General features: G+C 71.0%; 24 protein-coding genes. 12 read left to right on the top strand and 12 right to left on the bottom strand.

Translation table 11 applies throughout. The annotated features are described in order from the left end of the window. Positions 1–13: 13 nt before the first annotated feature. The 3 genes from Q0741_RS21685 to Q0741_RS21675 all read left to right on the top strand — a co-directional run bounded on the left by Q0741_RS21685 (position 14) and on the right by Q0741_RS21675 (position 4,998). A complete protein-coding gene (locus Q0741_RS21685) occupies positions 14–2,497 on the top strand; it encodes a glycogen/starch/alpha-glucan phosphorylase (protein ID WP_298235269.1) in 2,484 nt (827 codons plus the stop codon). 316 nt (positions 2,498–2,813) lie between these two features. After that, positions 2,814–4,334: a 4-alpha-glucanotransferase gene (gene malQ / locus Q0741_RS21680; protein WP_298235268.1), complete on the top strand. Its 1,521-nt coding sequence runs from the start codon at positions 2,814–2,816 to the stop codon at positions 4,332–4,334. Positions 4,335–4,530: 196 nt separating this feature from the next. Beyond that, entirely contained in the window at positions 4,531–4,998 is a 468-nt protein-coding gene (locus Q0741_RS21675) for a hypothetical protein (RefSeq protein WP_298235267.1), read from the top strand. A gap of 80 nt (positions 4,999–5,078) precedes the next feature. Here Q0741_RS21675 and Q0741_RS21670 read toward each other — a convergent pair whose 3' ends face one another. Together Q0741_RS21670 and Q0741_RS21665 are read right to left on the bottom strand one after the other, a co-directional pair. After that, entirely contained in the window at positions 5,079–6,437 is a 1,359-nt protein-coding gene (locus tag Q0741_RS21670; RefSeq protein WP_298235266.1) for a class II 3-deoxy-7-phosphoheptulonate synthase, read from the bottom strand. Between the two features lie 171 nt (positions 6,438–6,608). Beyond that, positions 6,609–7,967: a LysR family transcriptional regulator gene (locus Q0741_RS21665; RefSeq protein ID WP_298235265.1), complete on the bottom strand. Its 1,359-nt coding sequence runs from the start codon at positions 7,965–7,967 to the stop codon at positions 6,609–6,611. 358 nt (positions 7,968–8,325) lie between these two features. Between Q0741_RS21665 and Q0741_RS21660 the strand changes: the two genes are divergently transcribed. Further along, complete coding sequence (locus Q0741_RS21660) at positions 8,326–8,802, top strand: OsmC family protein (protein WP_298235264.1); 477 nt, start codon at positions 8,326–8,328, stop codon at positions 8,800–8,802. Positions 8,803–8,810: 8 nt separating this feature from the next. Here the strand turns inward: Q0741_RS21660 and Q0741_RS21655 are convergent, their stop codons facing one another. Both Q0741_RS21655 and Q0741_RS21650 read right to left on the bottom strand, forming a co-directional pair. Then, complete coding sequence (locus Q0741_RS21655; protein WP_298235263.1) at positions 8,811–9,677, bottom strand: shikimate dehydrogenase; 867 nt, start codon at positions 9,675–9,677, stop codon at positions 8,811–8,813. A gap of 116 nt (positions 9,678–9,793) precedes the next feature. After that, positions 9,794–11,092, bottom strand: a complete 1,299-nt coding sequence (locus Q0741_RS21650; protein ID WP_298235262.1) for a gallate dioxygenase — start codon at positions 11,090–11,092, stop codon at positions 9,794–9,796. Positions 11,093–11,257: 165 nt separating this feature from the next. Between Q0741_RS21650 and Q0741_RS21645 the strand changes: the two genes are divergently transcribed. Further along, the gene (locus tag Q0741_RS21645; RefSeq protein WP_298235261.1) at positions 11,258–12,169 is read left to right on the top strand and encodes a LysR family transcriptional regulator; all 912 of its coding nucleotides are present in this window, start codon (positions 11,258–11,260) and stop codon (positions 12,167–12,169) included. A gap of 211 nt (positions 12,170–12,380) precedes the next feature. Here the strand turns inward: Q0741_RS21645 and Q0741_RS21640 are convergent, their stop codons facing one another. Further along, complete coding sequence (locus tag Q0741_RS21640) at positions 12,381–13,364, bottom strand: tripartite tricarboxylate transporter substrate binding protein (protein WP_298235260.1); 984 nt, start codon at positions 13,362–13,364, stop codon at positions 12,381–12,383. Positions 13,365–13,765: 401 nt separating this feature from the next. On the opposite strand from Q0741_RS21640, the gene Q0741_RS21635 reads away from it, so the two are divergent. Further along, the gene (locus Q0741_RS21635; RefSeq protein WP_298235286.1) at positions 13,766–14,227 is read left to right on the top strand and encodes a MarR family transcriptional regulator; all 462 of its coding nucleotides are present in this window, start codon (positions 13,766–13,768) and stop codon (positions 14,225–14,227) included. 24 nt (positions 14,228–14,251) lie between these two features. On the opposite strand, the gene Q0741_RS21630 is transcribed toward Q0741_RS21635, so the two are convergent. Continuing rightward, on the bottom strand, positions 14,252–14,983 hold the full coding sequence (locus tag Q0741_RS21630; RefSeq protein ID WP_298235259.1) for a class II aldolase/adducin family protein: 732 nt from the start codon (positions 14,981–14,983) through the stop codon (positions 14,252–14,254). A 5-nt stretch (positions 14,984–14,988) separates the two neighbouring features. Next, positions 14,989–15,951 (bottom strand): tripartite tricarboxylate transporter substrate binding protein, encoded by a 963-nt coding sequence (locus Q0741_RS21625; RefSeq protein ID WP_298235258.1) that lies wholly within the window; start codon positions 15,949–15,951, stop codon positions 14,989–14,991. 166 nt (positions 15,952–16,117) lie between these two features. Here Q0741_RS21625 and Q0741_RS21620 point away from each other — a divergent pair, with 166 nt between their 5' ends. Beyond that, positions 16,118–16,735 (top strand): fused MFS/spermidine synthase, encoded by a 618-nt coding sequence (locus Q0741_RS21620; RefSeq protein WP_298235257.1) that lies wholly within the window; start codon positions 16,118–16,120, stop codon positions 16,733–16,735. Then, complete coding sequence (locus Q0741_RS21615) at positions 16,719–17,612, top strand: spermidine synthase (protein ID WP_298235256.1); 894 nt, start codon at positions 16,719–16,721, stop codon at positions 17,610–17,612. Before Q0741_RS21620 ends, Q0741_RS21615 begins: the two co-directional genes overlap by 17 nt. A 29-nt stretch (positions 17,613–17,641) precedes the next feature. Here the strand turns inward: Q0741_RS21615 and maiA are convergent, their stop codons facing one another. The 5 genes from maiA to Q0741_RS21590 form a co-directional block, all read right to left on the bottom strand. Continuing rightward, positions 17,642–18,280, bottom strand: coding sequence for a maleylacetoacetate isomerase (maiA, locus tag Q0741_RS21610; protein ID WP_298235255.1), 639 nt, complete (start codon positions 18,278–18,280; stop codon positions 17,642–17,644). Between the two features lie 16 nt (positions 18,281–18,296). Further along, positions 18,297–19,004 (bottom strand): fumarylacetoacetate hydrolase family protein, encoded by a 708-nt coding sequence (locus tag Q0741_RS21605; RefSeq protein WP_298235254.1) that lies wholly within the window; start codon positions 19,002–19,004, stop codon positions 18,297–18,299. 86 nt (positions 19,005–19,090) lie between these two features. Beyond that, positions 19,091–20,128, bottom strand: a complete 1,038-nt coding sequence (locus Q0741_RS21600) for a cupin domain-containing protein (protein WP_298235253.1) — start codon at positions 20,126–20,128, stop codon at positions 19,091–19,093. A gap of 33 nt (positions 20,129–20,161) precedes the next feature. Next, positions 20,162–21,364, bottom strand: coding sequence for a 3-hydroxybenzoate 6-monooxygenase (locus Q0741_RS21595; RefSeq protein WP_298235252.1), 1,203 nt, complete (start codon positions 21,362–21,364; stop codon positions 20,162–20,164). Between the two features lie 159 nt (positions 21,365–21,523). Further along, on the bottom strand, positions 21,524–22,012 hold the full coding sequence (locus tag Q0741_RS21590) for a MarR family winged helix-turn-helix transcriptional regulator (protein WP_298235251.1): 489 nt from the start codon (positions 22,010–22,012) through the stop codon (positions 21,524–21,526). A 138-nt stretch (positions 22,013–22,150) separates the two neighbouring features. On the opposite strand from Q0741_RS21590, the gene Q0741_RS21585 reads away from it, so the two are divergent. The 4 genes from Q0741_RS21585 to Q0741_RS21570 all read left to right on the top strand — a co-directional run. Continuing rightward, positions 22,151–23,143, top strand: coding sequence for a tripartite tricarboxylate transporter substrate binding protein (locus tag Q0741_RS21585; RefSeq protein ID WP_298235250.1), 993 nt, complete (start codon positions 22,151–22,153; stop codon positions 23,141–23,143). A gap of 309 nt (positions 23,144–23,452) precedes the next feature. Continuing rightward, positions 23,453–23,644, top strand: coding sequence for a heavy-metal-associated domain-containing protein (locus tag Q0741_RS21580; RefSeq protein ID WP_298235249.1), 192 nt, complete (start codon positions 23,453–23,455; stop codon positions 23,642–23,644). A 96-nt stretch (positions 23,645–23,740) separates the two neighbouring features. Beyond that, positions 23,741–24,217, top strand: coding sequence for a hypothetical protein (locus tag Q0741_RS21575; RefSeq protein ID WP_298235248.1), 477 nt, complete (start codon positions 23,741–23,743; stop codon positions 24,215–24,217). A gap of 134 nt (positions 24,218–24,351) precedes the next feature. Continuing rightward, positions 24,352–25,122, top strand: a 771-nt coding sequence (locus Q0741_RS21570) for a TolC family protein (protein WP_298235247.1), incomplete at its 3' end; no start/stop codon positions are given.

Below are 25,122 nucleotides of genomic sequence, written 5' to 3'. Positions count from 1 at the left end.
GGGAGATCAGGCGATGAGCCTCGACGATTTCACCTACGACCACCCCGACCGGGACGTTGCCTTCTTCAAGCGCGCCATCGCCAACAAGCTGATCTACGCGGTCGGCAAGGACCCGGTGGCCGCGCGCAAGGAGGACTGGCTGCATGCCGTTGCCCTGGCCGTGCGCGACCAACTCGTGGAGCGCTGGATGCGCACCACGCGCGCGCAGTACCAGCAGGACGTCAAGCGCGCCTACTACCTCTCGGCCGAGTTCCTCGTCGGACGCACCTTCACCAACGCGCTGCTGGCGCTGGAGATCATGGCGCCGGTGAAGCAGGCGCTCGCCGACTTCGAGGTGGACTTCGACTCGCTGGCCGACCTGGAGCCCGATGCGGCGCTGGGCAACGGCGGCCTGGGCCGGCTGGCCGCGTGCTTCCTCGACAGCATGGCCACGCTGGGCGTGCCGGGCTTCGGCTACGGCATCCGCTACGAGTACGGCATGTTCCGCCAGACCATCGTCGATGGCCGCCAGGTGGAGGTGCCCGATTACTGGCTCTCGCACGGCAACCCGTGGGAGTTCCCGCGGCCCGAGGTGCGCTATCGCGTGTGCTTCGGCGGCCATGTCGAAGGGCAGGGCATGCAGCGGCGCTGGGTGCCGGCCGAGGACGTCGAGGCCATGGCCTACGACACCATCATCCCGGGTTACGGCACGCAGGCCACCAACACGCTGCGGTTGTGGCGCGCGCTGGCCACGGAGGAGATGAACCTCTCCGCCTTCAACCAGGGCAACTACTTCGCGGCGGTGGAGCGCAAGAACAACAGCGAGAACGTCTCGCGCGTGCTCTATCCCGACGACAGCACGCTCTCGGGGCGCGAACTGCGCCTGCGCCAGGAATACTTCTTCTGCAGCGCCAGCCTGCAGGACCTGGTGCACCGCTTCCTGCGCTCGCACAAGGACTTCAACCGCCTGCCCGAAAAGGTGAGCATTCACCTCAACGACACGCACCCGGTGCTGGCGGTGCCGGAGCTGATGCGGCTGCTGGTGGACGAGCACGGCATCCCGTGGGCCGCGGCCTGGGACCTGACGCAGCGCATCTTCAGCTACACCAACCACACGCTGATGCACGAGGCGTTGGAGACCTGGCCGGTGTCCATGCTCGCGCGCGTGCTGCCGCGGCACCTGCAGATCATCTACGACATCAACGCCGAATTCCTCAAGCGCGTGACGGAGACGCACGGCCACGACGTGGAGCTGCTGCGCCGCATGTCGCTGATCGACGAATCCGGCGAGCGCCGCGTGCGCATGGCCTACCTGGCGGTGGTGGCCAGCCACAGCATCAACGGCGTGTCGCAGCTGCACTCGGACCTGATGCAGCAGAGCATCTTTGCCGACTTCGCGAAGATGTGGCCGCAACGGTTCAACAACAAGACCAACGGCATCACGCCGCGGCGCTGGCTGTCGCAGGCCAATCCGCGGCTGGCCGCGCTGCTCGACGGCCGCATCGGCCGCGGCTGGCGGCGCGAGCTCGACCAGCTCGCGGTGCTGCGAAAGATGGCCGACCAGCCCGCCTTCGTGCAGGCCTTCGCGCTGGCCAAGCGCCACAACAAGGAGCGCCTGGCGCAGTGGATCGCCACGCACCTGCCTCACCTGAAGCTGGAGCTCGACCCCGATGCGCTGTTCGACGTGCAGGTCAAGCGCATCCACGAGTACAAGCGCCAGCTGCTGAACCTGCTGCACGTGGTCACGCGCTACCACCGCATGGTGGACGCGCCCGAGCGCGACTGGGTGCCGCGCGTGGTGGTGTTCGCCGGCAAGGCCGCCAGCGCCTACCACATGGCCAAGCAGATCATCCACCTGGCCAACGACGTGGCGCGCATCATCAATGCCGACCCGCGCACGCGCGGACGGCTCAAGGTGGTGTTCCTGCCCAACTACTCGGTGAGCCTGGCCGAGGTCGTGATTCCCGCGGCCGACCTCTCGGAGCAGATCTCCACCGCCGGCACCGAGGCCTCGGGCACGGGCAACATGAAGCTCGCGCTCAACGGCGCGCTGACCATCGGCACGCTCGATGGCGCCAACATCGAGATCCGCCAGAACGTGGGCGAGGACAACATCTTCATCTTCGGCCACACCACGGCCGAGGTGCAGGCGCTGCGCGCCCACGGCTACCAGCCGCGCGAGTACTACGAGCGCGACGCGGAGCTCAAGCGCGCGCTGGACGCGATCCGTGACGGCGTCTTCAGCCCCGAGGAGCCCGGCCGCTACCGCCAGGTCTTCGACACGCTGGTGAACTGGGGCGACCATTACCTGCTGCTGGCCGACTACCGCAGCTACGTGGACACGCAGGACCGCGTCGATGCGCTCTACCGCGACCACGAGGCCTGGACGCGCAAGGCGATCCTCAACGTCGCCGGCATGGGGCCCTTCTCCTCGGACCGCACCATCGCCGAGTACGCGCGCGAGATCTGGCACACGACGCCGGTGAAGTTGGCGGCCGGCAAGGCCGGCGGCGGTTGACGCGGGGCGTGCCGGCAGCTCTGCGGCCACGGCTCGCTTGTGAGTCGTAGGCCTGCGGCGGCATAGGCCGAAGAAGAGGCGTCGTCATCCCGGCGAAAGCCGGGATCCACGATCGCTGCCATGCCGCCCTGGCCTGCGTGGGCGCGTGCCGACGGCGGCCACGCCACGCCTCGGCGCGCGTTGGATTCCGGCTTTCGCCGGAATGACGACGTAGGGGCTGGCGGGCTGCGCTGCAGGGCTCGATGTGGATGCACCCGCCTTCCCGCATCCACTGCGGCGCCTGCCTGTCTACAACTCCAATAACCAAAGACTCCCCATGCCCCTCGCCCAACGCTTCCCCCGCGGCAGCGGTGTCGTGCTGCATCCCACCTCGCTGCCCGGCCCGCACGGCTCGGGCGATTTCGGCGCCGGCGCCTATCACTTCGTGGACTGGCTGGCCGCTGGCGCGCAGACGCTGTGGCAGATGCTGCCCCTGGGCAACGTGGGGCTGGGCCACTCGCCCTACATGAGCAGCTCGGCCTTCGCCGGCAACGTGCTGCTCATCGACCTGCACGAGCTGCAGCGCCGCGGCTGGCTGGAGCCCGAGGAAGTCGCCGCGCCAGCGGACTTCGAGGCCCGGCGCGTGGATTACGGGCGCGTCATCCCCTGGCGCATGTCGCGGCTGGCGAGCGCGGCCCGGCGCTTCGCCGAGCAGGCCACGCCGGCCGAGCGCGAGGAGCTGGCGTCCTTCCGCGCGGCGCAGGCCGACTGGCTGCCGGACTACGCGCTGTTCATGGCGCTGGCCGAGGCGTACCCGCAAAGCGACTGGACCGGCTGGCCCGCCGCGCTGGCCTGGCGCGAGGAGGCGGCGCTGCGCGCGGCGCGCGAGGCGCTGCGCGAGCGCATCGCCTTCTGGGAGTTCGCACAGTGGTGCTTCCGCCGCCAGTGGGCGTCCCTGCACCGCTACGCGCGCGAGCGCGGCGTGCGCCTCGTGGGCGACATGCCCATCTTCATCGCGCTGCACAGCGCCGACGTCTGGACGCACCCCGAGCTGTTCGAGCTCGACGCCCAGGGCCGCCAGACCGTGGTGGCCGGCGTGCCGCCGGACTTCTTCAGCGCCGAAGGCCAGCGATGGGGCAACCCGCTCTACCGCTGGAGCGCGCACGCGGAGTCCGGCTACGCCTGGTGGACCGAGCGGCTGCGCCGCACGCTGGAGCTGGTGGACATCGTGCGCATCGACCATTTCCGCGGCTTCGCCGGCTACTGGGAGATCCCGGCCGAGGAGCCGACCGCGCTCAACGGCCGCTGGCGTCCCGGCCCGGGGGCGGCGCCGTTCGAGGCGGCGGCGCGCGCGCTGGGCGAACTGCCCGTGATCGCCGAGGACCTGGGCGTGATCACGCCCGACGTGGAGGCGCTGCGCCGGCAGCTGGGCTTTCCCGGCATGCGCGTGCTGCAGTTCGCCTGGGGCGAGCCGGCGGCGGGCGGTGAGCCGCGCTTCCTGCCGCATGCGCACAGCGCGGACTCGGTGGTCTACACCGGCACGCACGACAACGACACCACGCCGGGCTGGTGGGCCAGCGCCGGCGAGGAACTGCGCCACCACCTGCGCGAATACCTGGCCACCGACGGCCGCGCCATCCACTGGGACCTGATCCGCGCCGCCATGGCCAGCGTCGCGGACCTGGCGCTGTTCCCGATGCAGGACGCGCTGGGCCTGCCCACCGAGCACCGCATGAACCGTCCGGGCACGGCCGAGGGCAACTGGGCCTGGCGCTTCGACTGGCCGCTGGTGCCGCCCGACACCGCCGCGCGGCTGCGGCGCATGGCGCAGCTGTACGGGCGCATGCCGGGGCGCTGACCCAGCGTCCCGGCCCTGCATGAGCTTTCTGTCCCCCGCCTGCCGTGACAAAAGTCCCGGTTCAACCCCTTGACATGTCCCTGGCGCGGGAGCTGAAAGATGGAGACGATGGAGTCTCGATGCACCCCTGGCGACGGGCCGCCGTGGCGGCCCCGCTCACCGGATGCGTGGGTCTTCATTCCAGTGGAGGGAATTCATGCAGCGTCTGTTCCACACCATTGCCTTCGGTTGCTGTCTGGGCGCCGTGCTCGCGGCCTGCGCAGGTGCGGGCATCAGCAGCAGCGGCGATACCGCGGTGAAGGCCGAGGAGCCCCGGGGCACGGGCCAGGGCCTGTCGCTGGTGGTTGACACGGAGAACGCCGGCCAGGACCCCGGGCAGATCGTCCTCACGCTGCGCAACGAGGGCGTGGAAACCGCCACCAACCTCCAGCCGATGCTGCTGCCCTTCCACTTCCGGATGGTGCACGACGGCTGCTCGGCCGAGCCGCTGCCTTCGGCAGCGAGCTGCAGCTACAAGCTGGCGCTGCAGGACAACGGTCCGCGCACCGGGACGCTGGCGGTGAGCGTGCGCTACGACTACGCCGACGTGCTCGACCGCAGCGCCCGCGTGCAGCTGGCCTATCCGGTGGCGCTCGACCCGGTGGCGGTGGCCCGGGTCCATTGACCCGGCGTTCCTGAAGCGCTCCGTTCGCCCTGGCCGCCGATGGGGCAGGGCGAACGGAGCGGTTCTTCCCCGCAACGAGATCAGGCCGGCGGCGCCCGCCGCGCGCGCAGCATCTGCGCGATCAGGAAGGCCAGCTCCAGGCTCTGCGAGCCGTTGAGCCGCGGGTCGCAGGCGGTGAGGTAGCGCGCCGCCAACCCCTCGTCGGTGAGCGCCTGCGCCCCGCCGCGGCACTCGGTGACGTCCTGTCCCGTCATCTCGAAATGCACGCCACCGGCGTGCGTCCCTTCTTGCGCGTGCACCTCGAAGAACTCGCGCACCTCCTGCAGGATGCGCGTGAAGTCGCGCGTCTTGAAGCCGGTGGAGGCGCTGACGGTGTTGCCGTGCATGGGGTCGCAGCACCACACCACGGCGCGGCCGGCGCCGCGCACCGCACGCAGCAGCGGCGGCAGCCGGTCGGCTACCGCGCCCGCTCCCATGCGGCTGATGAGCACCATGCGCCCGGGCTCGTTGTCGGGGTCCAGCACGTCGAGCAGCCGCAGCACGTCGTCCGGCTGCGCCGTCGGGCCCAGCTTCACGCCCAGGGCGTTGTCCAGCCCGCGCAGGAACTCCACGTGCGCGCCGCCCGGGTCGCGCGTGCGCTCGCCCAGCCACAGCATGTGCGCCGATCCGCCGTACCAGCGTCCGTTTTCGCCGCGGCGCACGAGTGCTTGCTCGTAGTGCAGGTGCAGCGCCTCGTGCGAGGTGTGGAACTCCACCTCGCGCAGCTGCGGCGTGAGCGCGGCGTCGAAGCCGCAGGCTTCCATGAAGGCCAGCGAGTCGGTGATGCGGTCGGCCAGCTCCTCGAAGCGCTCGCCCTGCGGGCTGGCCTTGACGAAATCGGCGGTCCAGCGGTGCACCTGGTGCAGGTCGGCGAAGCCGCCGTGGGAGAGGGCGCGCAGCAGGTTGAGCGTGGTGGCCGAGTGGCTGTAGGCCGCCAGCAGCCGCCGCGGGTCGGGCCGGCGCGCGTCCTCGGAGAAGGCGGCGGCGTTGATGATGTCGCCGCGGTACGAGGGCAGCGCCAGGCCGTCGCGGGTCTCGGTGTCGGAGGAGCGCGGCTTGGCGAACTGCCCGGCGATGCGCCCGACCTTCACCACCGGGCACTTGGCGGCGTAGGTCAGCACCACGGCCATCTGCAGGATGACGCGGAAGGTGTCGCGCACCGTGGCCTCGCTGAGCTCGTCGAAGCTCTCGGCGCAGTCGCCGCCCTGCAGCAGGAAGGCCTCGCCGCGCGCCACGGCCGCCAGGCGCTGGCGCAACGCGGCGATCTCGCCGGCAAAGATCAGCGGCGGGCTGCCGGCGAGCTGGCGCTCGGCGGCCTCCAGCGCCGCGGTGTCGGGATAGGCCGGGAGCTGGCGCGCCGGGCGCTGGCGCCAGCTGGCGGGGGACCAGGCTGTGGTCATGGCGGGAGTCCTCCAAAACGGTCCGATGGCGGCGCCATCAAGGCATGCGCCGGTCCAGGGGCCGGGCGCTGCATGGACAGTGCAGGGTAGCGCGGCCCGCGAACGACCCGGCCAGGAACACCGTGTGCGCATCGAGAGCGCTGCAGGCGCTGGCGGCTGGCCGTGGTTGCCCTAGCGGTCCTGCCGATGCCCGCCCGGCGCCACGGCGGGGTCCGCTTCCGCAGCCTTCGCGTCGCCGTGCAGGAACGCCGGCACCGCCGCCGCGCAGGCCTGCAGGAAGCGCTGCAGCTCCGGCGCGGGCTCGCTCAGGGCGCGCACCGCCGTGCCGATACGCCGCCGGGTGCCCGGCAGTGCCACCGGCACCAGGCACAGCGGCCCCTCGCGCTCGGCCAGCGCCTGCCCGCGCGAGGCCAGCGCCAGGCGGCCGGTCTGCTGGATGAAGGCCTGCGTCAGCGTCGGGCTGCCGGCCTGCAGCCGGCCGCGCGGCGGCGGCAGGCCCTGCTCGCCAAACACCCGTGCCAGCGCCGCCGCGGCCGGCGAGCCGGGCAGCGGAATCACCCAATCCCAGCGCAGCAGGTCGCGCAGCGTGGGCGCGGGCAGCGCCAGGCACGGGTGGCCGCGCTGCGCCACCACCGCCAACTCGTCCTCGAACAGGCATTGCTGCCGCACTTCGGGCGGCGGCGCCTCGGCGCGCAGCGCGCCGGCGATGACGTCGATGTCCGCCCCCAGCAGCTGCTGCAGCAGGCTGTCGTAGGTGCCGTCCACCACCTGCACCTCCACGCTGGGATGCGCCTGCAGCAGCGCCTCCACCGCGCGCGGCAGGAACAGCGGCACCGACAGCGGCAGCACGCCCACCACCACGCGGCCCCGGATCTCGCCGCGCCAGGCGGCGATGTCGCCCTCGATGGCGCGGATCTCCGAGAACGCCAGCTTCACGCGCCGCAGCAGCGCCTGTCCCGAGGGCGTGAGCCGCGTCCCCTGCGCCGATTTGTAGAACAGCCGCAGCCCCAGCAGGTGCTCCAGCGCCTGCAGCGCGGCGTGCACCGCCGGCTGCGTCACGCCCAGCGCCTGCGCCGCGCGGGCCTCGCTGCCCTGCGCCGCGACCGCCGTCAGCGCCTTGAGGCTGCCGATGGACACGGCGGCGGCGAAGCGCTCGGGCTGCACGGGCCGCAGCGCCTCGCCCGGAGCGGCCGTCAGGGCCTCGGAGGCGCCGTAGGCCAAGACCAGGAACACCGTGTCCGCGCGCTGCCCCACGCGCGCGCCCGCCGGCGTGGGCACCATGCCGCGCGCGCCGCGCACGAACAGGGGGGTCTGGCAGGCGCGCTCCAGCTCCAGCACCGCGCGCGTCACCGCCGGCTGCGACAGGTGGATGGCCTCGGCCGCGCGCACCGCGCTGCCATGGCGTACCACGGCCTGCAGCACGCGCAGCGCCTTGAGCCGCTCGGCCAGCGGCGGCAGGCCGGTGTGGTCGGCGCCGGCCCCCCAGGCTTCGGGCGCCAGGGCCGGCTCAACGCCGATGGATCGCTCCATGGCCGGTCCCCAGTCCGGGGCCGGGATGGGTGCTTCCGGCCATCGGCACCGGGCCTGTCCCGGCCGGGCATCGGCAGGGGTGTGGCGCAGGACAACCGGCCGTCCCTGAGTTCGTGCCGGCGCGGGGCCGGGTGGCAGGCAAGGGCATGGCGGGCGGAAGGAACTTCGAAGAGGGCTTTGCAGTGATGGCAATTGACGCGCCGCCATGCGGCGAGCCGGCGGCGTGGAGGACCGAGGGCGAGGCCCGGCCAGAATCCGGGCCAGCGCGAGACACCGAGTCCCGGGCATGGCCGGCGGCCCGAGGCCGGCATGGCAGGCCCGGCGCCGTCCGCGCGTTGAGACCACGGAAAGAGGAGCCATGCATACCTACACCGCCCACGTCCACTGGAGCCGCGGCGACCAGGACTTCCTGGACAACCGCTACAGCCGCCGCCACCTCATCGAGTTCGACGGCGGCGTGGTGCTGCCGGGCTCGTCCTCGCCGCACGTGGTGCGGGTGCCGCTGTCCGACCCGGCCGCGGTCGATCCGGAAGAGAGCTTCGTGGCCTCGCTGTCGAGCTGCCACATGCTGTGGTTCCTCTCCCTGGCCGCGGCGCGGGGGTTCCGCGTGGACCGCTACGCCGACCGCGCCGAGGGCGTGATGGCGAAGAACGCGCGCGGCAAGCTCTATGTGTCCACCGTCACGCTGCGCCCGCAAGTGAGCTTCTCCGGCGAGCGGCTGCCCAGCCCGGAGGAATTCCAGGCCCTGCACCACGAGGCGCACGAGGAGTGCTTCATCGCCAACTCGGTGCTGACCGAGGTGCGCTGCGAGCCGGTGCTCAGAGGGGATAGATGAAGCCGCGCTCACGACCTGGCGCTTGCGGGCTGCAGGAGCGCGCGCAGCTCGCCAAGGTCGCCCTGCAGCGTTTGAGCCAGGTCGTCGAAGCCGAAGAAGCGCAGGAACTCCGGCACCTGCTGCACCAGCATCTCGTAGCCGGGCTCGGCCTGCAGGCCGCGGGCGCGGCAGGCGCGCAGCAGCGGCGTGGGGTCGCGGCTCATGATGATGTCCACCACCGCGGCCCGCGGGTCCAGGCGTGCCGGGTCGAAGGGCAGCGGGTCCTCGGCCTGTAGGCCCAGCGGTGTGCAGTTGACGACCAGGTTGAAACCCGCCGGGTCGGCGCTGCCGGCCACCTCGGCGGCGGTGCCCGTGAGGGAACGCAGCCGCTGCACCAGGCCCTGAGCGCGCTCGGCCGAGCGGCTGAACACCGCCAGCCGTGCCGGCGCGCGCTGCGCCAGGGCCGCCGCCACCGCGTGCGCGCCGCCGCCGGCGCCCACCACCAGCACGCGCCGGTTGCGGACATCGATGCCGAAGTGGTCCAGCCCCTTGACGAAGCCGATGCCGTCGAAGAGCGCCGCCTCCAGGCGGCCGTTGTCGCAGCGACGCACCGCGTTGACCGCGCCGGCGACGGCGGCCACCGGCTCCTCGGGCTTCAGCAGCGCCGCCAGCGCGGCGTTGTGCGGGATGGTGGCCCAGAACCCGCCGACGTTCTCCGCCGCCATGCCGTGCTGCAGGAAGCCCGGCAGCGCCGCGGCCGGCAGCTTCAGCGGCACGACCACGGCGTCGATGCCATGGCGCTGGAACAGCGGGTTGTAGACCTCGGGGGTGCGCACCTGCGCCACCGGGTCGCCGAGGATGTAGAAGACGCGGGTGGTTCCGGTGATGGACGGCATGGCGGGTGTCTCCGGTGTCGGGTGGGACCTGCGTGACGATGGCATATGGCGGGCCAGCGCCGTCCCGGCATCCGGTTCACGCCCTTGGCACGGCCCACTCGCCGGGACGGTGGGCCTCAGGCCTTGGCGGGCTGGGCATCCCAGCTCAAGGCGCCGGCCTCCTTGCCCGCCACCGAGTACAGCGCGCCCGGCGCGTTGCGCGTGGCCTGGAACTGCTCCAGCGTCTCGCCACGCATGGCAGCGTAGATGTGCAGGTTCGAGACGCCCACCACCGCGCCGAGCTTCTCCAGCACGAAGAAGGAGGCGCCGTACCGGACCAGCTCGCGCCAGTCGCGGCGGCGCACCATGTCGCGCTCCTCGTCGCTCAGGCCCGCGTCGGCGAACGCGGCTTCGGGCTCCTGCAGGAAGCGCGCGCGCTGCGCCGGGACGATGAGGTCGTGCAGGAAGCGGTTCAGGCGGTAAGCCTTGACGCTGCGCTCGATCGTGAACGGGTAGGTGCCCTGCAGTGCCTCTGCCCCCTGGAGCTGCTGGCCCATGGCCTCGCGGTGGCGTGCCAGCACGGCGTCGGGCAGCGGGCCGGCCGCGCACTCGAAGATGGCGGTGGCGATGCCCGTCATCGAGGGCAGGTAGTAGCTGCGATGCTTGCACTGCACCTTCGCGCCCAGCGCGCCGCGCATGGTCAGCCACATGATCACCTCCGCGCCTTCCATGCCGCCCAGCGCGGCGTACTCGGCGTGCGTCATGTCGGCCAGCTGCTCGGGGTCGTTCTCGAACAGGTCCAGGAACCGGTGGTCCCACGCCACGTTGTTGAAGCCCGCGCGCTCGCCGTGCACCTGATGCGACAGGCCGCCGGTGGCCACCACCGCCACGCGCAGGTCCTCGGGGTAGCTCTCGATGGCGCGGCGCAATGCCTGGCCGAGCTTGTAGAAGCGGCGCGCCGTCGGGATGGGGAACTGCAGCACGCCCATCTGCAGCGGCACCAGCTTCGCGGGCCAGTCGGGCTTGTGCTCGCACAACATGGACAGCGGCGAGAAGCAGCCATGGTCCAGCGGCTTGTCCTGGAAGCAGGAGAGGTCGAACTCCTCGCACACCAGCGACTGCGCGATGTGCGCCGCGAACCGCGGGTGCCCGCCGATGGGCGGCAGGTCGCGCGCGCCGCCCCCCTCGTCGGCCACGCGCCACTCCTGGCCGATGCCCAGCGCGAAGGCGGAGTAGTGGTCGAAGAAGAAGGAGGTGATGTGGTCGTTGTAGGTCAGCAGCAGCACGTCGGGGCGCTGGTCCTTGATCCACTGGCGCACCGGGTCGAAGGCCTCGAACACCGGCTGCCAGGCCGGATCGTTGCGCTTGTCGCGGTCGAAGGCGAAGCCGATGGTGGGCGTGTGCGATGCGGCGATGCCGCCAATGATGGTTGCCATGAAAACCTCCTCTTTGAATGCGTGATGCGCCGGCCGCGCGGGCGGGCCCCGGGACGGGCTGGGTGCTGGACCTGCGTCGCGAAGCCGCGACTCTAGGGACGCAGGGGCGGCTCCGTAAGATGACAATTGGCAAGGCGCGATAACCAGCAGGAATAGGGGAAAACAATGAAGCTGCAGTCGCTGCGCGCGTTGCTGGCGGCCGTGGAAACGGGCAGCCTGCGCAACGCGGCGCGCAAGCTGGGCGTGTCGCAGCCCGCGCTGACCAAGGCCATCCGCGAGCTGGAGCTGGAGCTGGGCGCACCGCTGCTGCTGCGCTCCAACACCGGCGTGGCCACCACGGCGCAGGGGCGCGTGCTGGTCGATCGGGCCAGGACGGTGGAGCGCGAGCTGGCCGCGGCGGTGGACCAGATCCGCCAGCTCAGCGGCGAGATGGTGGGCAGCCTGCACGTCGCGGCGGTGCCACTGGCGCTGATGCTGCTGGTGCCCGAGGCGCTGCGCACCTTCAGCGCCAGCTATCCCGGCATCCGGCTGCGCATCGACGAGGAGCTGTACATGGCGCAGCTCACGCGGCTGCGCGCGGGCGAGGTGGAGGTGTGCGTGGGCCCGGTGCCGGCGGGGCTGCCCGCGGGCGAGCTGGTGATCGAACCGCTGATGCCGATCCAGATGGTGGTGGTCGCGAGCAAGTACTCGCAGCATGCCAAGGCGCGGTCGCTGGCCGAGCTGGCGGATGCGCGCTGGGTCTTCACGGGGACCTCGGCCGACGCGGGCTACGCGACGCACCTGTTCGCCGAGCACGGCCTGCCCGTGCCCAGGGCGAGCGCGGTTGTGAACTCAACGCTCGGCCTGGTGGCGCTGATCTCGGGCGGCGACTTCGTGGGCCTGATGCCCCGGCAGATCGCCGCGCACCCGACGGCCGCGGCCTACATGCGGACGGTGCCGGTCCAGGAAGGGCCTCTGCGGGCCGAAATGGCGGCCATGACGCGGCCCGAGAGCACCCTGGTGCCGGCGGTGCGGCACTTCATCGCGCACCTCAGCCGCGCGGCGCATCACTTCGGCGGACTGGAGGTGGTGGGTTGATGTCCAGTTCTTGACACGGACTCCAAGAACTGCGTCACACCCGCGAAGGCGGGTGTCCACGGCCTCCGGGCGGCATCCCGGTCAGCGTGGATGCCCGCCTTCGCGGGCATGACGAGGAAATATTTCAGCTTCGATCGAGAACTGGAATGAGACCGCCGGGGGGGGGGAAACACGCTTGTTCCGCCGGCCCCGGCGGGAACGGCCGGTGGCCTCAGTCCAGCGCCACCTTCGCGCGCTTGATCACGTCGGCGTACTTGGCCGACTCGGCGGCGACGAAGGCGTTGAACTGCTCGCGCGTGGCGGGAAAGGGCTCGTAGCCGAAGGTGGCGTAGCGTTGCTTGATCTCCGGGTCGGCCAGCGCCTCGTTGACGTCCTTCTGGATCTTGTCCGCTACCGGCTTGGGCAGGCCCTTGGGCGCGGCGATCACGGTCCAGCCCGTGACCTCGTAGCCCGCCGGGCCGCCGGACTCGGCCACCGTGGGCACGTCGGGGAAGGCCGGGTGGCGCTTCGGCCCGGTCACGGCGATGAACTTGATCTTGCCCGAGCGCTGCAGCGGGCCGGCCGTGGCCAGCGAGCCCAGCGACCAGTCGAGCTCGCCCGTGGCCACCGCGGTGTAGAGCTGCGAGGTTTCCTTGTAGACCACGTGCTGCATCTGCGTGGTGGTCATCGACTCCAGCAGCGCCGACCCCAGGTGCACCGGATTGCCCACCGACCAGGAGCCGTAGTTGAGCGCACCCGGACGTGCCTTGGCGTCGGCCACGATGTCGCCCACCGCCTTGTACTTGCTGTGGGCGCCCACGCCGACGAAGAAGTAGTTGCGGAACAGCGGCGCGGCAACGTCGAAGTCCTTGGCCGCGTCGTAGGGCAGCTTCTTGAACAGGTGCGGGTAGGCGGCCAGGTGGACGTTGTCGAGCTGGATCAGGTCGTGGCCGTCGGTGGCGCCGCGCTTGAAGGCGTCGATGGCGATGAAGCCGTTGGCGCCGGGCTTGTTCTCGACGATCACCGGCTTGCCCCACTTCTTCTGCAGCCTCTCGGCCACCAGGCGCAGCACGGTTTCGGGGCCCGCACCGGCCGGGAAGGGCGTAAGGATGCGCACGGGCCTGGTCGGGAACTCCTGCGCGTGCGCCGCACCGGCGCCGAACAGGGACAGCGTGGCCAGCGTGGTGCCGGCCAGCAGGGCAAGGGTCTTCTTCATGGGTGTCTTCTTGATATGGGGTGGGACAGGGCCGCGGACGAACCCTGGCGCGGCAGTGCCCCAGCGCAAGCACACCGCGGTGCGCCGGCTGGTTGATCTGCGTCACGAGGCCGCGACTCTAGGCAGGCAATGCCTGGTCGGTAAGATGACAAAACGCAAGGCGCGATAACCGTCCGGAATCGGGGTAAACGCGGGGGTTTTCACCGCATGCGGGGCGGCGTCACCGTTGAGCGCTCATCCAGCGGCGCAGGCTGTGCGAGCCTCTGGCCGGGCTCCGGCGCACGACTTGGCACGGGGGTTTCCAGTGCGCGGCTGCGAAAATCGGGCATTCCACTACTCCGCCCGCTGCCGTGCCTGCTTCCAAAGTCGCCGAGGAACGTGAAAAAGAGATCGCCCGCCGCGTGCTGCGCCACTGGCACGAGGCCGTGCCCAACGACCGCATGGCGCACCTGATCAAGGACACGATGCGCGCCTTCGACCGCTCCTTGCGCGTGCGCCTGGCGCGGCACGAGGTGCAGATGGGCCACTGGGTGTACCTGCGCATCCTGTGGGAGCGCGACGGCCTGACCAAGCGCGAGCTCAGCATCGAGGCCGGCGTGGCCGAGCCCACCACCTTCATCGCGCTGCGCGCCATGGAGTCGCTGGGCTACGTCACGCTGGAGCAGCGGGCCGACAACCGCAAGAACGTCTACGTGTTCCTCACGCCCAAGGGGCGCAAGCTCAAGCGGCAGCTGGTGCCGCTGGCCGAGGAGGTCAACGCCATGGCGCTGCAGGGGCTGCAGCAGGAGGACGTGGCCGCGGTGCGCCGCGCGCTGCTGACGATGCTGGACAACCTGGCGCGCGACGAGGCGCTGGGGGAGTAGGGCGCGGCAGCGCCCATCATCGCTTCAGTCCCGGCCCGCCCGCGCCTCGCGCGCCTGCTGCTTCCACAAGTTCCACGGCCGGTCCACCTGGCCCTCCGTGGTGTGGCCGGCGGCGGCCTCTTCCGGCGTGAGGTACTGCACCTCGCCCAGGGGCAGCGCCTGCAGCAGCAGCTTGGCGTTCACCTCGGTATAGACCGCGCGGTACACCGCCAACCGCAGCGTGTTGGCCACCACCGTGCAGCCGTGCCCGCGCATGAGCACCACGCGCTCCTGGCCCAGCGAGCGCGCCAGCGCGGTGCCCAGCTCGCGGCTGCGGATCAGCAGGTCGGTGGCGGCGCCGGCGTGGTCGCGGATCTCGAACACCGGCGGCCCCTCGCCCAGGAAGCCGCACATGTGGCAGGCCGGGCGCAGCCGCGCACCCTTGACGATGCCGAAGGGCAGCACGGCCGGCGAGTGGTTGTGCACCACCGCCATCACGTCCGGGCGGGCCTTGTAGATCTCGCTGTGGATGAAGCGCTCCAGGTACGGGCGCGGCGCGTCGGGGTCCAGCGCCTCGCCGCTGTCCACCGCGTACTCCACGATGTCGGCCGCGCTGACCTGCGCCGGCGCCATGTTGCGCGCCAGCAGGAAGCGGCCGGGGTCCTTGTCGTGGCGCACGCTGACGTGGCCGAAGGCGTCCACGATGCCCTGGTGGAACAGGATGTGGTTGGCATCGACCAGGTCGGCGATGAGATCGGGATGGGCATTGCTGCTCATGCGGCTCACTCCGGCTGGATGTTGTGGGCCTTGATGAAGCTGCCCCAGTTCTGCTGCTCCTCCTTGAGCGAGGCGGCGAACTGCTCGGGCGTGTCCGCCACGGGGATCAGCGCCTGCTGCTCCAGCTTCTGCACCAGGGCCGGGTCCTTCATCGCCTTCTGGATCTCGCCGGCGATGCGCTTGACCAGCGCCGGCGGCGTCTTGGCCGGCACCATCACCGAGAAGGCGGTGAAGGCCTTGATGCCCGGCACGCCGGCCTCGGCCAGCGTGGGCACCTTGGGCAGCAGCTGGCTCTTGTCGGTGATGGCCAGCGCCTGCACCTTGCCCGAGTCCACGTACTGCCGCACGCTGGCCAGGTCGGTCAGCATGAACTGCACGCGCCCGCCCAGCAGGTCCTGGTAGGCCGGGCCCACGCCCTTGTACGGGATGTGGTTGAACTGCGCGCCGGTGGACGCCTCGATCATGCGCACGCCGATGTACAGCGGGCTGCCCACGCCGGCCGTGCCGTAGAACAGCGCGCCCGGCTCGCGCTTGCCGCGCTCCACCAGCTCGCGCAGCGTCTTCACGTTGGCGCTCGGGTTGGCGACGATGACCATGGGCGCGATCACGCCGCGCGTCACCGGCGCGAAGTCGCGGAACACGTCATAGGTCAAGCTCTTGTACAGCGCCGGGTTGATGCCCAGCGAGGAGTTCGAGGCCACCAGCAGCGTGTAGCCGTCAGCAGCTGCCTTGGCGACATGGGTCGCGCCGATGGCGCCGCTGGCGCCGGGCTTGTTGTCCACCACGAAGCTCTGCTTGAGCTGCTCCGTCAGCGCCTGCGCCAGCAGCCGGCCATAGGTGTCGGTACCGCCGCCGGGCGAGGAGGGCACCACCACCGTCACCGGCTTGGCGGGCCAGTCGCCCTGCGCCACCGCCACGGTCGCGCTCGCCGCCAGCAGCAGCGTGACACAGGCCTTCATGCTCTTCATCGAGTTGTCTCCACGAGAATCAAAAAACATAGCTTTCTAAGAATAATGGATTGGGCGCGGCCTGCGCACGGTGGCTTACCCTGTGGCGCGCAAGGTTTGCGGCAGCCTCGGCTGCTAAGGTGCTCGCGGTGCGGCCCGGGGCGCCGCGTGCGCTGTGGGAGCTGCGGTGAAACTTGAGAGGTTGTGCGTGTACCTGCTGGCCTTCTGGTCCGGCTGTTTCGTGATGGCACTGGAGTTGCTGGGTGCGCGGGCGCTGAGCCCTTTCTTCGGTTCGGGCATCTACGTCTGGGGCGCCGTGATCACGCTGTTCATGCTCTCGCTGTCCTTGGGCTACCTCATCGGCGGCAGCCTCTCGGCGCACGAGCCCAGCCTGGCGCGGCTCAGCGCGCTGGTGCTGCTGGCGATGGCCGCGGCGCTGCCCTGCGCGCTGGCGCAGGAGCCCATCCTGGAAGCCGTGGCCGCGCGCGTGGAGGACGCCCGCTACGGTGCGCTGGCGGGCTCGGTGGCGCTGTTTTTCCTGCCCATCACGGTCTCGGGCGCGGTGTCGCCCTACGCGGTGCGGCTGCTGGTGGACCGCCTGGGCTCGGCCGGCCGCGTGGCGGGCTGGGTGTTCTTCGTCTCCACGCTGGGCAGCACGCTGGGGACGCTGGCGACGTCGTTCTACCTGGTGCTGATCTTCGACCTGGACCAGATCATGGCCGGGCTGCTGGCGACCTCGGCCATCGTCGGCGTGGGTGGGCTGTTGGTTGCGCGCGGAGGGCGGGGCCATGCGGCGGCGGCTTGAGGCACTGGCGCTGGCAGCGGCGCTGTTGGGCAGCGGCGCGGCCTGGGCCGAGCGCGTGGTCCACACCGAGAAATCGGCCTACCGCAACATCCTCGTGGTCGAGGACGACGACCGGCGCTGCCTGCGGTTCGGGCGCGACGCGCGGGTGGCGCAGACCTGCGTCTCGCTCGCCAACCCGGACGAGCTGCGCTTCGACTACTACCGCATGCTCTTGGGCGCCCTCTACCTCGGGCCGGCGCCGCGGCGCGTGCTGGTGATGGGATTAGGCGGCGGCGTGATGGTGTCGGTGCTGCAGAAGCTGCTGCCGCAGGCGCAGATCGACTGCGTGGAGATCGACCCGGCGGTGGTGCGCGTGGCCGGCAGCCATTTCAACTTCGTGCCCGGGCCGCGGACCCAGGTCTTCACCGAGGACGGCCGGGTCTTCATCAAGCGCGCGCTGCGCCAGGGGCGGCAGTACGAGCTGATCCTGCACGACGTGTTCGATCACTCCTACATTCCCGAGCACATGGTGACCAAGGAGTACTTCACCGAGCTGCACGGCGTGCTGGCGCCGCAGGGCGTGATCGCCACCAACACCTTCTCCTGGTCCAGCCTCTACGCCTCGGAGTCGGCCACGCATCACAGCGTGTTCGGGCCCTTCTTCAACCTGGTGAACCCGAAGCGGCACAACCGCGTGATCCTGGCGCGCAAGGGCGGCTTGCCGCCCATGGCGCAGGTGCAGGCGCGCGCCCGCGAGCTCGACGGCCCGCTGCGCCGCTTCGGCGTGACGCCGGAGTGGCTGCTGCCGCTGTTCGATGCCGACACCCGCTGGCCCGAGGGCACGCGGGTGCTGACGGACAAGTTCGCGCCGGCGAACCTGATGAACGCGCGGCCCTGAGGCCGTGCCGCGCCTTCGGGGCGCGCCACTCAACCCGCGTCCGGCTGCACCCCCGGCGCCGCGCGCCTGAACGCGTCCAGCTCGCCGCAGGCCGCGTCCACGGCGCGGATCAGCGGGTAGGGCGCGAGATCCACCTTGAAGCGCCGGGCGCTTTCCACCTGCGGCACCAGGTACACGTCGGCCAGCGTGGGCGCGCGGCCGAAGCAGAAGTCGCCGCGCTCCTTGTCGGCCGCCAGCAGCGCCTCGATGGCGTCGAAGCCGGCCGTGATCCAGGTGCCGCACCAGGCGTTGACCGCGGCCTCGTCCTGGCCCAGTTGCTTGCGCAAGTACTCCAGGATGCGGCGGTTGTTGATGGGGTGGATGTCGCAGCCCACGATCGCCGCCAGCGCGCGCACGCGGGCCCGCGCCTGCGCATCGCGCGGCAGCAGCGGCGGCTCGGGATGGCGTTCCTCCAGCCACTCGATGATGGCCGGGGACTGGATCAAGACTTCACCATCCACCTCCAGCGCCGGCACCAGCCCCTGCGGGTTGAGCGCGAGGAAGGCCTCGCCCAGGTGCTCCTCGCGGCGCAGGTCCACCGGCACGTACTGCGCCTCCAGCCCCTTGAGGTTGAGTGCGATGCGCAGCCGGTGCGAGGTGCCGCTGCGGAAGAAGTTGTAGAGCTTCATCGCGCGTGCCCCGGCGTCACTCGGCCGGGCCGATGTTCAGCGCGATCTCGCCCACGCCCTCGACGTGGCCGGTGATGCGGTCGCCGCTGACCACCGCGCCCACGCCCTCGGGCGTGCCGGTGTAGATCAGGTCGCCGGGCTGCAGGTGATAGAACAACGACAGGTCGGCAATGATCTCGCGGATGTTCCAGATCAGCTTGTCCACATTGGACTGCTGCTTGGTCTGGCCGTTGACGGCCAGCGCGATCTCGCCGCGCTCGATGACCACGCCCGGCATGGGCACGATCTCGCTGCACACGGAGGAGTTCTCCACGTCCTTGCCCAGGTCCCAGGGGCGGCCCTTGTCGCGCGCCACCAGCTGCAGGTCGCGCCGCGTCATGTCCAGGCCGCAGGCGTAGCCGTAGATGATCTCGTGCGCGTCCTCGGCCTTGACGCGGAAGCCCGGCTTGCCGACCACCAGCACCAGCTCCATCTCGAAATGGAAGTTCTTGGTCTCGCTGGGGTAGGGCACGGTGGCGCCGGACTCCACCAGCGTCTGGGGCGCCTTGGTGAAGTAGAACGGGCGCTCGGCCGACTTGTCCACCGGCTTGCCCATCTCGGCGGCATGCGCGTGGTAGTTGCGGCCCACGAAGAACAGGCGGTTCACCGGCAGCCGGGCGGACTCGCCACGCACGGGCAGCGAGGCGACGGGGGGCGGGTTCCAGAGATAGGTGGATTGGGTCATGGGAGGTCCTTCCAGACGTGAGGGTTGCGCGGGCCGCCACGCGGCGGCCCGAGGGATGGGGCCTTGCTGAGGCTGAAGAAGTGGTTTCAGCCCCGGTTCTCGAACACGCCCAGCTTCTGGTGCAGCGGCGTCTCGTCGGCGATGAAGAGGAAGGCGGGTTCGCTGGCGGAGCCGTTCACGAGGCTGACCTCGCTGTAGCCCGGCGCGCAGCAGGTGTCGGCCTCGGCGAGAGTAAAACTCTCGCCCTCGATGCGCGCCTGCGCGGCGCCCTCGATGAGGTGGAACACGCAGGCCGGCGAGCGCACCGCCAGCCGCAGCGTCTGGCCCGGGCGCAGCATCAGCGCGTAGAAGCCCAGGATGTTCTCGGCCGGCGCGCCCGTCTCCGGGTTCACGTAGCCCACCTGCACGGCTTCGAGCTCGGGCTGGTCGGCGGCCAGCGCCTGCAGCGCCGCGCGCGTCTCGGTCCAGGGGTAGCGCAGCATCGGGTAGGCCTTGCCGGAGCGCTCGAACACCGGCATGGGCACCACGCCGCTGCGCGTCCAGGCGCGCTCGCCGTTGCCCTGCTTCACCGACTGGCGCGCGCCGTCGATGTGGTAGCTGGCCTCCATGTAATAGACCAGCGGCAGGTCCAGCACGTCCAGCCACACCACGGGCTCGTTGCCGTCATGGCCGTGCTCGTGCCACAGCCCGGTGGGCGTGAGGATCAGGTCGCCCCGGCTCATCACGCACTTCTCGCCGTCCACCGTGGTCCAGGCGCCCTTGCCCTCCACCACCATGCGCACCGCGTTGGGCGTGTGGCGGTGCGAAGGCGCCCACTCGCCGGGCAGCAGCAGCTGCATGCCCAGGTACATGGCGGCGCTGGCCTGCATCTTCTCCAGCCCGTGGCCCGGGTTGGCCAGCACCAGCACGCGGCGCTCGGCCTTCTCGATGGGCGTGAGCTCCCCGGCCTGCAGCAGCAGCGGGCGCAGCGCCTGGTACGACCAGTGCGTGGGCCGCGTGTTCGGGCGCGGCTTGCCCGGGGGCAGCACGGCGCGCAGGCTGGGCCACAGCGGCACCAGGTTCTGTTCCTTGAGCGCCTGCAGGTACTCCGCGGGCAGGTCTTCCAGGCGACCGAGTTCGTTCATCAGTTGTCTCCTCGGGAATTGGGATGGCGGCGATCAGCGATCCGCCAGGCAGTTGTCCACGTTCCAGCCGTAGAGCCATTCCATGGCGTCGTAGAAGCGCTCGGGCGTGCGGCCCTTCCACAGCTCGTTGCGCACCAGACGTTCCACGCCCTTGGCGTGGTAGATGCGGCCCATCTCGCGCGAGGACAGCACGATGCGCGCCGTGCGCGCCACGCGCGAGCGCTGGTACAGGTCGAAGGCCTTGGCGATGTCGTTGTCGTGCGCGCGCAGCGCCTCGCCCAGCGTCACCGCGTCCTCCATCGCCATGCACGCGCCCTGCGCCATGTACTGCGTGGTCGGGTGCGCGGCGTCGCCCAGCAGCGTGACGCGGCCGTAGGTCCACTGGCCGATGGGCTCGCGGTCGGCCGTGGCCCAGCGCTTCCAGCTCTTGGGCAGGTCGATGAGTTGGCGCGCCTTCGGGCAGATGCCCTGGAAGTAGCTCTGCACCTCCTCCTTGCTGCCCTCGCGCACGCCCCACTCCTCCTGCTCGCGGCTGTGGAAGGTCACGACCACGTTGTACTGCTCGCCCCCGCGCAGCGGGTAGTGCACCAGGTGGCAGTTGGGGCCGACCCAGATGCTGGCGGCGTTCCACTGCAGGTCTTGCGGGAAGTCCTTCTTGTCCACCACCGCGCGGTACACCACGTGGCCGGTGACGCGCGCCGGGTCGCCCACGTACTGCTGGCGCACCACCGACTTCACGCCGTCGGCGCCGATCAGCGCGATGCCGCGGTGGGCGTTGCCCTTCTGGTCATAGGCCGTGACGCCCTGCGCGTCCTGCTCGATGCGCTCGATGCGGGTGGAGGTCAGGAACTCCACACGGCCGGTTTCCTGCGCACCTTCCAGCAGCGACAGGTGCACGTCCACGCGGTGGATCACGGCGTAGGGATTGCCGAAACGCTTGCGGAACGCCTCCCCGGTGGGGATGTGGCCGACCCGGTACTCGTCCAGCGCGTCGTGCATGACCATGTAGTCGGTGTAGACGGCACGCCCGCGCGCCTTCTCCCCCACGCCCAGCGCGTCGAAGGCGTGGAAGGCATTGGGGCCGAGCTGGATGCCGGCGCCGATCTCGCCGATCTCCGGCGCCTGCTCCATCACCTTCACCCTGAAGCCGCGGCGCACCAGTGCCAGCGCCGCCGCCAGGCCCCCGATGCCGCCCCCGGCCACCAGGATGGGAAGTTCCGTGCTCGTCGTGCCCATGCTTGTCTCCTGTCAAAGAACGCTGAAAGTCAGCACACTGAAAATTAGTGTAGGTTCGATTGTTTTGGATCAAATCCGGGTAAACCCGGGTAGGGCTTGATGCGGCGGATGACAGCGCGCTGCTGGCCCGCCCGCATTCACGGCGCCGGCGCGACGGCCTCAGCGCCCTTCAGGCAACCCCCGCGGCGCGCGGCTGAGCTCGTTGTTGGCGTCCACCAGCGTGCGCAGCATGCGCAGGAACAGCGGCCGCTCCTCCGGCGGCAGCGGCGCCAGGATGCGCTGCTGCACCGTCTCCACGGCCGGGCCGATCTCGTCGAGCAGCGCGCGGCCGGCCTCGGTGATGCCCAGCAGCCGCACGCGCCGGTCCGCCGGTGAGGGCTTGCGCACCAGCAGGCCCTGGCGCTCCAGCCGGTCCACCACGCCGCCGGTGGTGGAGGTGTCGAAGCCGATGGCCCGCGCCAGCGCACCCTGCTCGATGTCGGGCATGCGCGCCGCGGCATTGAGCGCCGCGTACTGCACCGGCGTCAGCCCCCAGTCCTTGAGCTCGTCCATGAACAGCGCCACCGCGATCTGCTGCAGGCGGCGAATGAAGTGGCCCGGCAGGTCGTCCAAGGGGGGCAGGGGAAGTGGTGCAAGCTCGGTCTTCATGGCATCGATCGGCATAAACCCGCAATGATCCACGTCAAAATTTCCACTATGCTGAATGTAAGCATGCTGATGATAGGCATGCGTACAAACAAGGCATCAGGGTAATCCCGCCACCGAAATTCTTTAATGGAGAGACGCATGAATTCCACCTTCTTCACGCCCAAGCGCCGCCGCGTGGTGCTGGCCGCCGCCGGTGCGCTGCTGGCCGCCACGGCGCAGGCGCAGCCCGCGGGCTACCCGAGCAAGCCGGTGACCATCTTCACCGCCTTTGCCCCGGGCAGCGGCCCGGACGCCGTGCTGCGCCTGGTGAGCGAGAAGCTGAGCAAGACCTGGAACCAGCGCGTGCTGGTGGAGAACCGCCCGGGCGGCGGCGGCTTCATCGCCATCGATGCCGTCAAGAACAAGCCGGCCGACGGCTACACGCTGCTGCAGCTCGACTCCGAACACCTGGCCGCGCTGCCGTACCTGTACAAGTCGCGCAACTTCGAGACGCTCAAGACCTTCGACCCCACGGCCATCCTGTTCCGCACGCCTTTCCTGCTGGCCGTGGCGGCCGACTCGAAGTGGAAGACCGTCACTGACGTGGTGGCCGCGGCCAAGGCCGGGCCGGGCAGTGTGAGCTACGGCTCCTGGGGCGTGGGCAGCCCGGGCCACCTGGGCGGCGAGGAACTGCAGATGCGCACCGGCGTCGAGATGCAGCACGTGCCCTACCGCGAGGTGTCGCAGCTGTTCACCTCCGTGGGCTCGGGCGACGTGTCCTGGAGCTTCGGTACGCTGCCGTCGAGCCAGGGCCCCTACAAGGCCGGCAAGCTGCGCTACATCGCCATCGCGGCTCCGAAGCGCATCCCGCAGATGCCCGACGTGCCCACCATGGCCGAAGCCGGCGGCCCGGCCATGGACGTGAACTCCTTCGTCGTGCTGGTGGCGCCGCGCGGGCTGCCCGCGGCCGTGCGCGACAAGATCAACGCCGATGTGGCCAAGGCCGTGGCCGAGCCCGACGTGCAGGCCCGCTTCAACACCTTCGCCTTCGAGACGCTGAACTGGTCGCCCGAGGAGATCGGCCGCCAGGCCGCGGTCAAGTCGAAGATCTACGGCGAGCTGACCCGGCGCAAGAACATCAGCCTGGAGTGACGGCCCTCGTCCCGAGCATGGCCTGCCGTCCCCCGGCAGGCGTTTCCGTCCCATTCGGCACCACGCTGGTGCGTGCCGCGCTCGATCTGCCCACGGATTGAGCACGCTAAGCCGGCGCCAAGCCCGACAGCAGCTTGGCGCCCTTCTCATCAGCTTTCCCACAGGCTTATCCACAGATCCTGGGGGAAACCCGGGGTGGCGCTGGCCTGTCCGGACGGCGGTGCGCGCCCGGTTCGTGCGTGCACCCGCTTGACCTTGCCACGGTGGGAAGCTTGAGACTGCAGTCCTCAACTCCCGGGAGCCCCCACCATGATCGAGTTCATTCTCCCCACCATGACCTGCGGCCACTGCGTCGGCGCCGTCACCCAGGCGCTGCAGGCCGTGGCGCCGCAGGCGCGCGTGCGGATCGACCTGCCCAGCCACCAGGTGCAGGTCGAGGGCGCGACGGATCGCGAGACCCTGGCCCGGGCGCTGGCCGACGCGGGCTACGACCCGGCGTGACAGGCGGCACGGTTGGCTTGACCCTTCCTGAGGCCGGCCCTGCCGCCGCAGCGCCTAAACTTCCAGCTGATCCCGCCCGCTGTTTCTCCTCCTCCCGTGCGCCGCTCCATCGCCATCGTCCTGATGCTCCTGCTGCCGATCCAGTCGGCGTGGGCGCTGGTGGCCATGCCGTGCCGCGGGCACGTGAGCCTGCAGGGCGACAGGGCGGCCGTGATGGCAATGGCCGTGGCGCATGAGGCCCATGCCGGCCACCACGCCGCGCTGGCGGACCACGGGCACCACGCCGGCCACGGCGACGCGCACGCGCCGGCGCATGAGCACCACGCCCACCACGACGCCGCACCGCCCGCCGGCCACGATCCGGGCGACGGCGGCATCGCCAGCGAGGGCCAGGACCCGTGCAGCGGCTCCGCCGCCTGCATGAGCCTGCACTCCCCGCCGCTGGCGGCCGGCTTCGATGCCGGTTTGCCGGCACTGAAACTCTCCAGCCAGCTGCGTCCCGCCGGGGGCGAGCGTTTCAGCTCGGTGCCGCCGCAACGGCTGCAACGGCCCCCCATAGGCCTCGCCGCCTGAAGCGGCGGCAAGGTCTTTCCCACCGAATCCCGGACCTCGACGAGGCCGCTGCCTGCGCAGCGGCAGCGCGGCCTCGGCGCCCGCCGCTTCTTCCGCATACGCCATGCATCCGCATCGTTGTCGAGGAAGCCTTGATGAAGCATCTGATCGTGTCGGCAGGGCTCGCGGCCGTCCTGGCCGCGCACGCCGCCGACGCGCCCACGCCGGCCACACACGTCGCACCGGTCGCACCGGTCGCACCGGCGCCTGCCGGTATTCCCTGGTCCGACGCCGGTAGTGTCCCGGCGCCGGCCGACGCGCCGGACAGCCTGCGGGCCGCGCTGGCGCTGGCCTGGGCGCGCTCGCCCGCGGGCCAGGCGCTGCCGGCGCGCGCCGAGCAGGCGCAGGCCACCGCGGCGCTGGCGCGCACCCTGTTCGCCGACGCACCGCGTATTGGCCTGAGCGCGCTGGATGACCGCCTGAACCGCCGCGCCGGGCGCCGCGAGCTGGAAGCCGAGATTGGCGTGCCGCTGTGGCTGCCCGGGCAGCGCGGCGCGCGGCAGTCGCTGGCGTTGGCGCAGCTCCAGGGGCTGGAGGACGACACCCTGGCGCGCCGGCTGCAGCTCGCCGGCGAACTGCGCGAGGCCTGGTGGGCGCTGGCCCTGTCGCGCGAGGACGTGGCGCTGCAGCGCAGCCGGCTGGAATCCGCCCGCGCGCTGCAGGCCGACGTGGAGCGCCGCCTGCGCGCGGGCGAGCTGGCCCGTACCGACGCCAACGTCGCCGCCGCCGAGACCCAGGGCGCCGAGGCCATGCTCGCCGACGCCCTGCTGCTGGAACACCTGGCCGCCGACCGCCTGCGCGCGCTCACCGGCGCGCCGGCCCCGGCCGCGCTGCGCGCCGAAGGGCCCGTCGCCGTGGAGGAGCGC

Origin of the sequence: uncultured Azohydromonas sp. (genome assembly GCF_937926365.1) — a bacterium.
Lineage (GTDB): Bacteria > Pseudomonadota > Gammaproteobacteria > Burkholderiales > Burkholderiaceae_C > Azohydromonas.
Note: the sequence above shows the minus strand (reverse complement) of the source record. Positions and strands in the feature narration are given on the sequence as shown.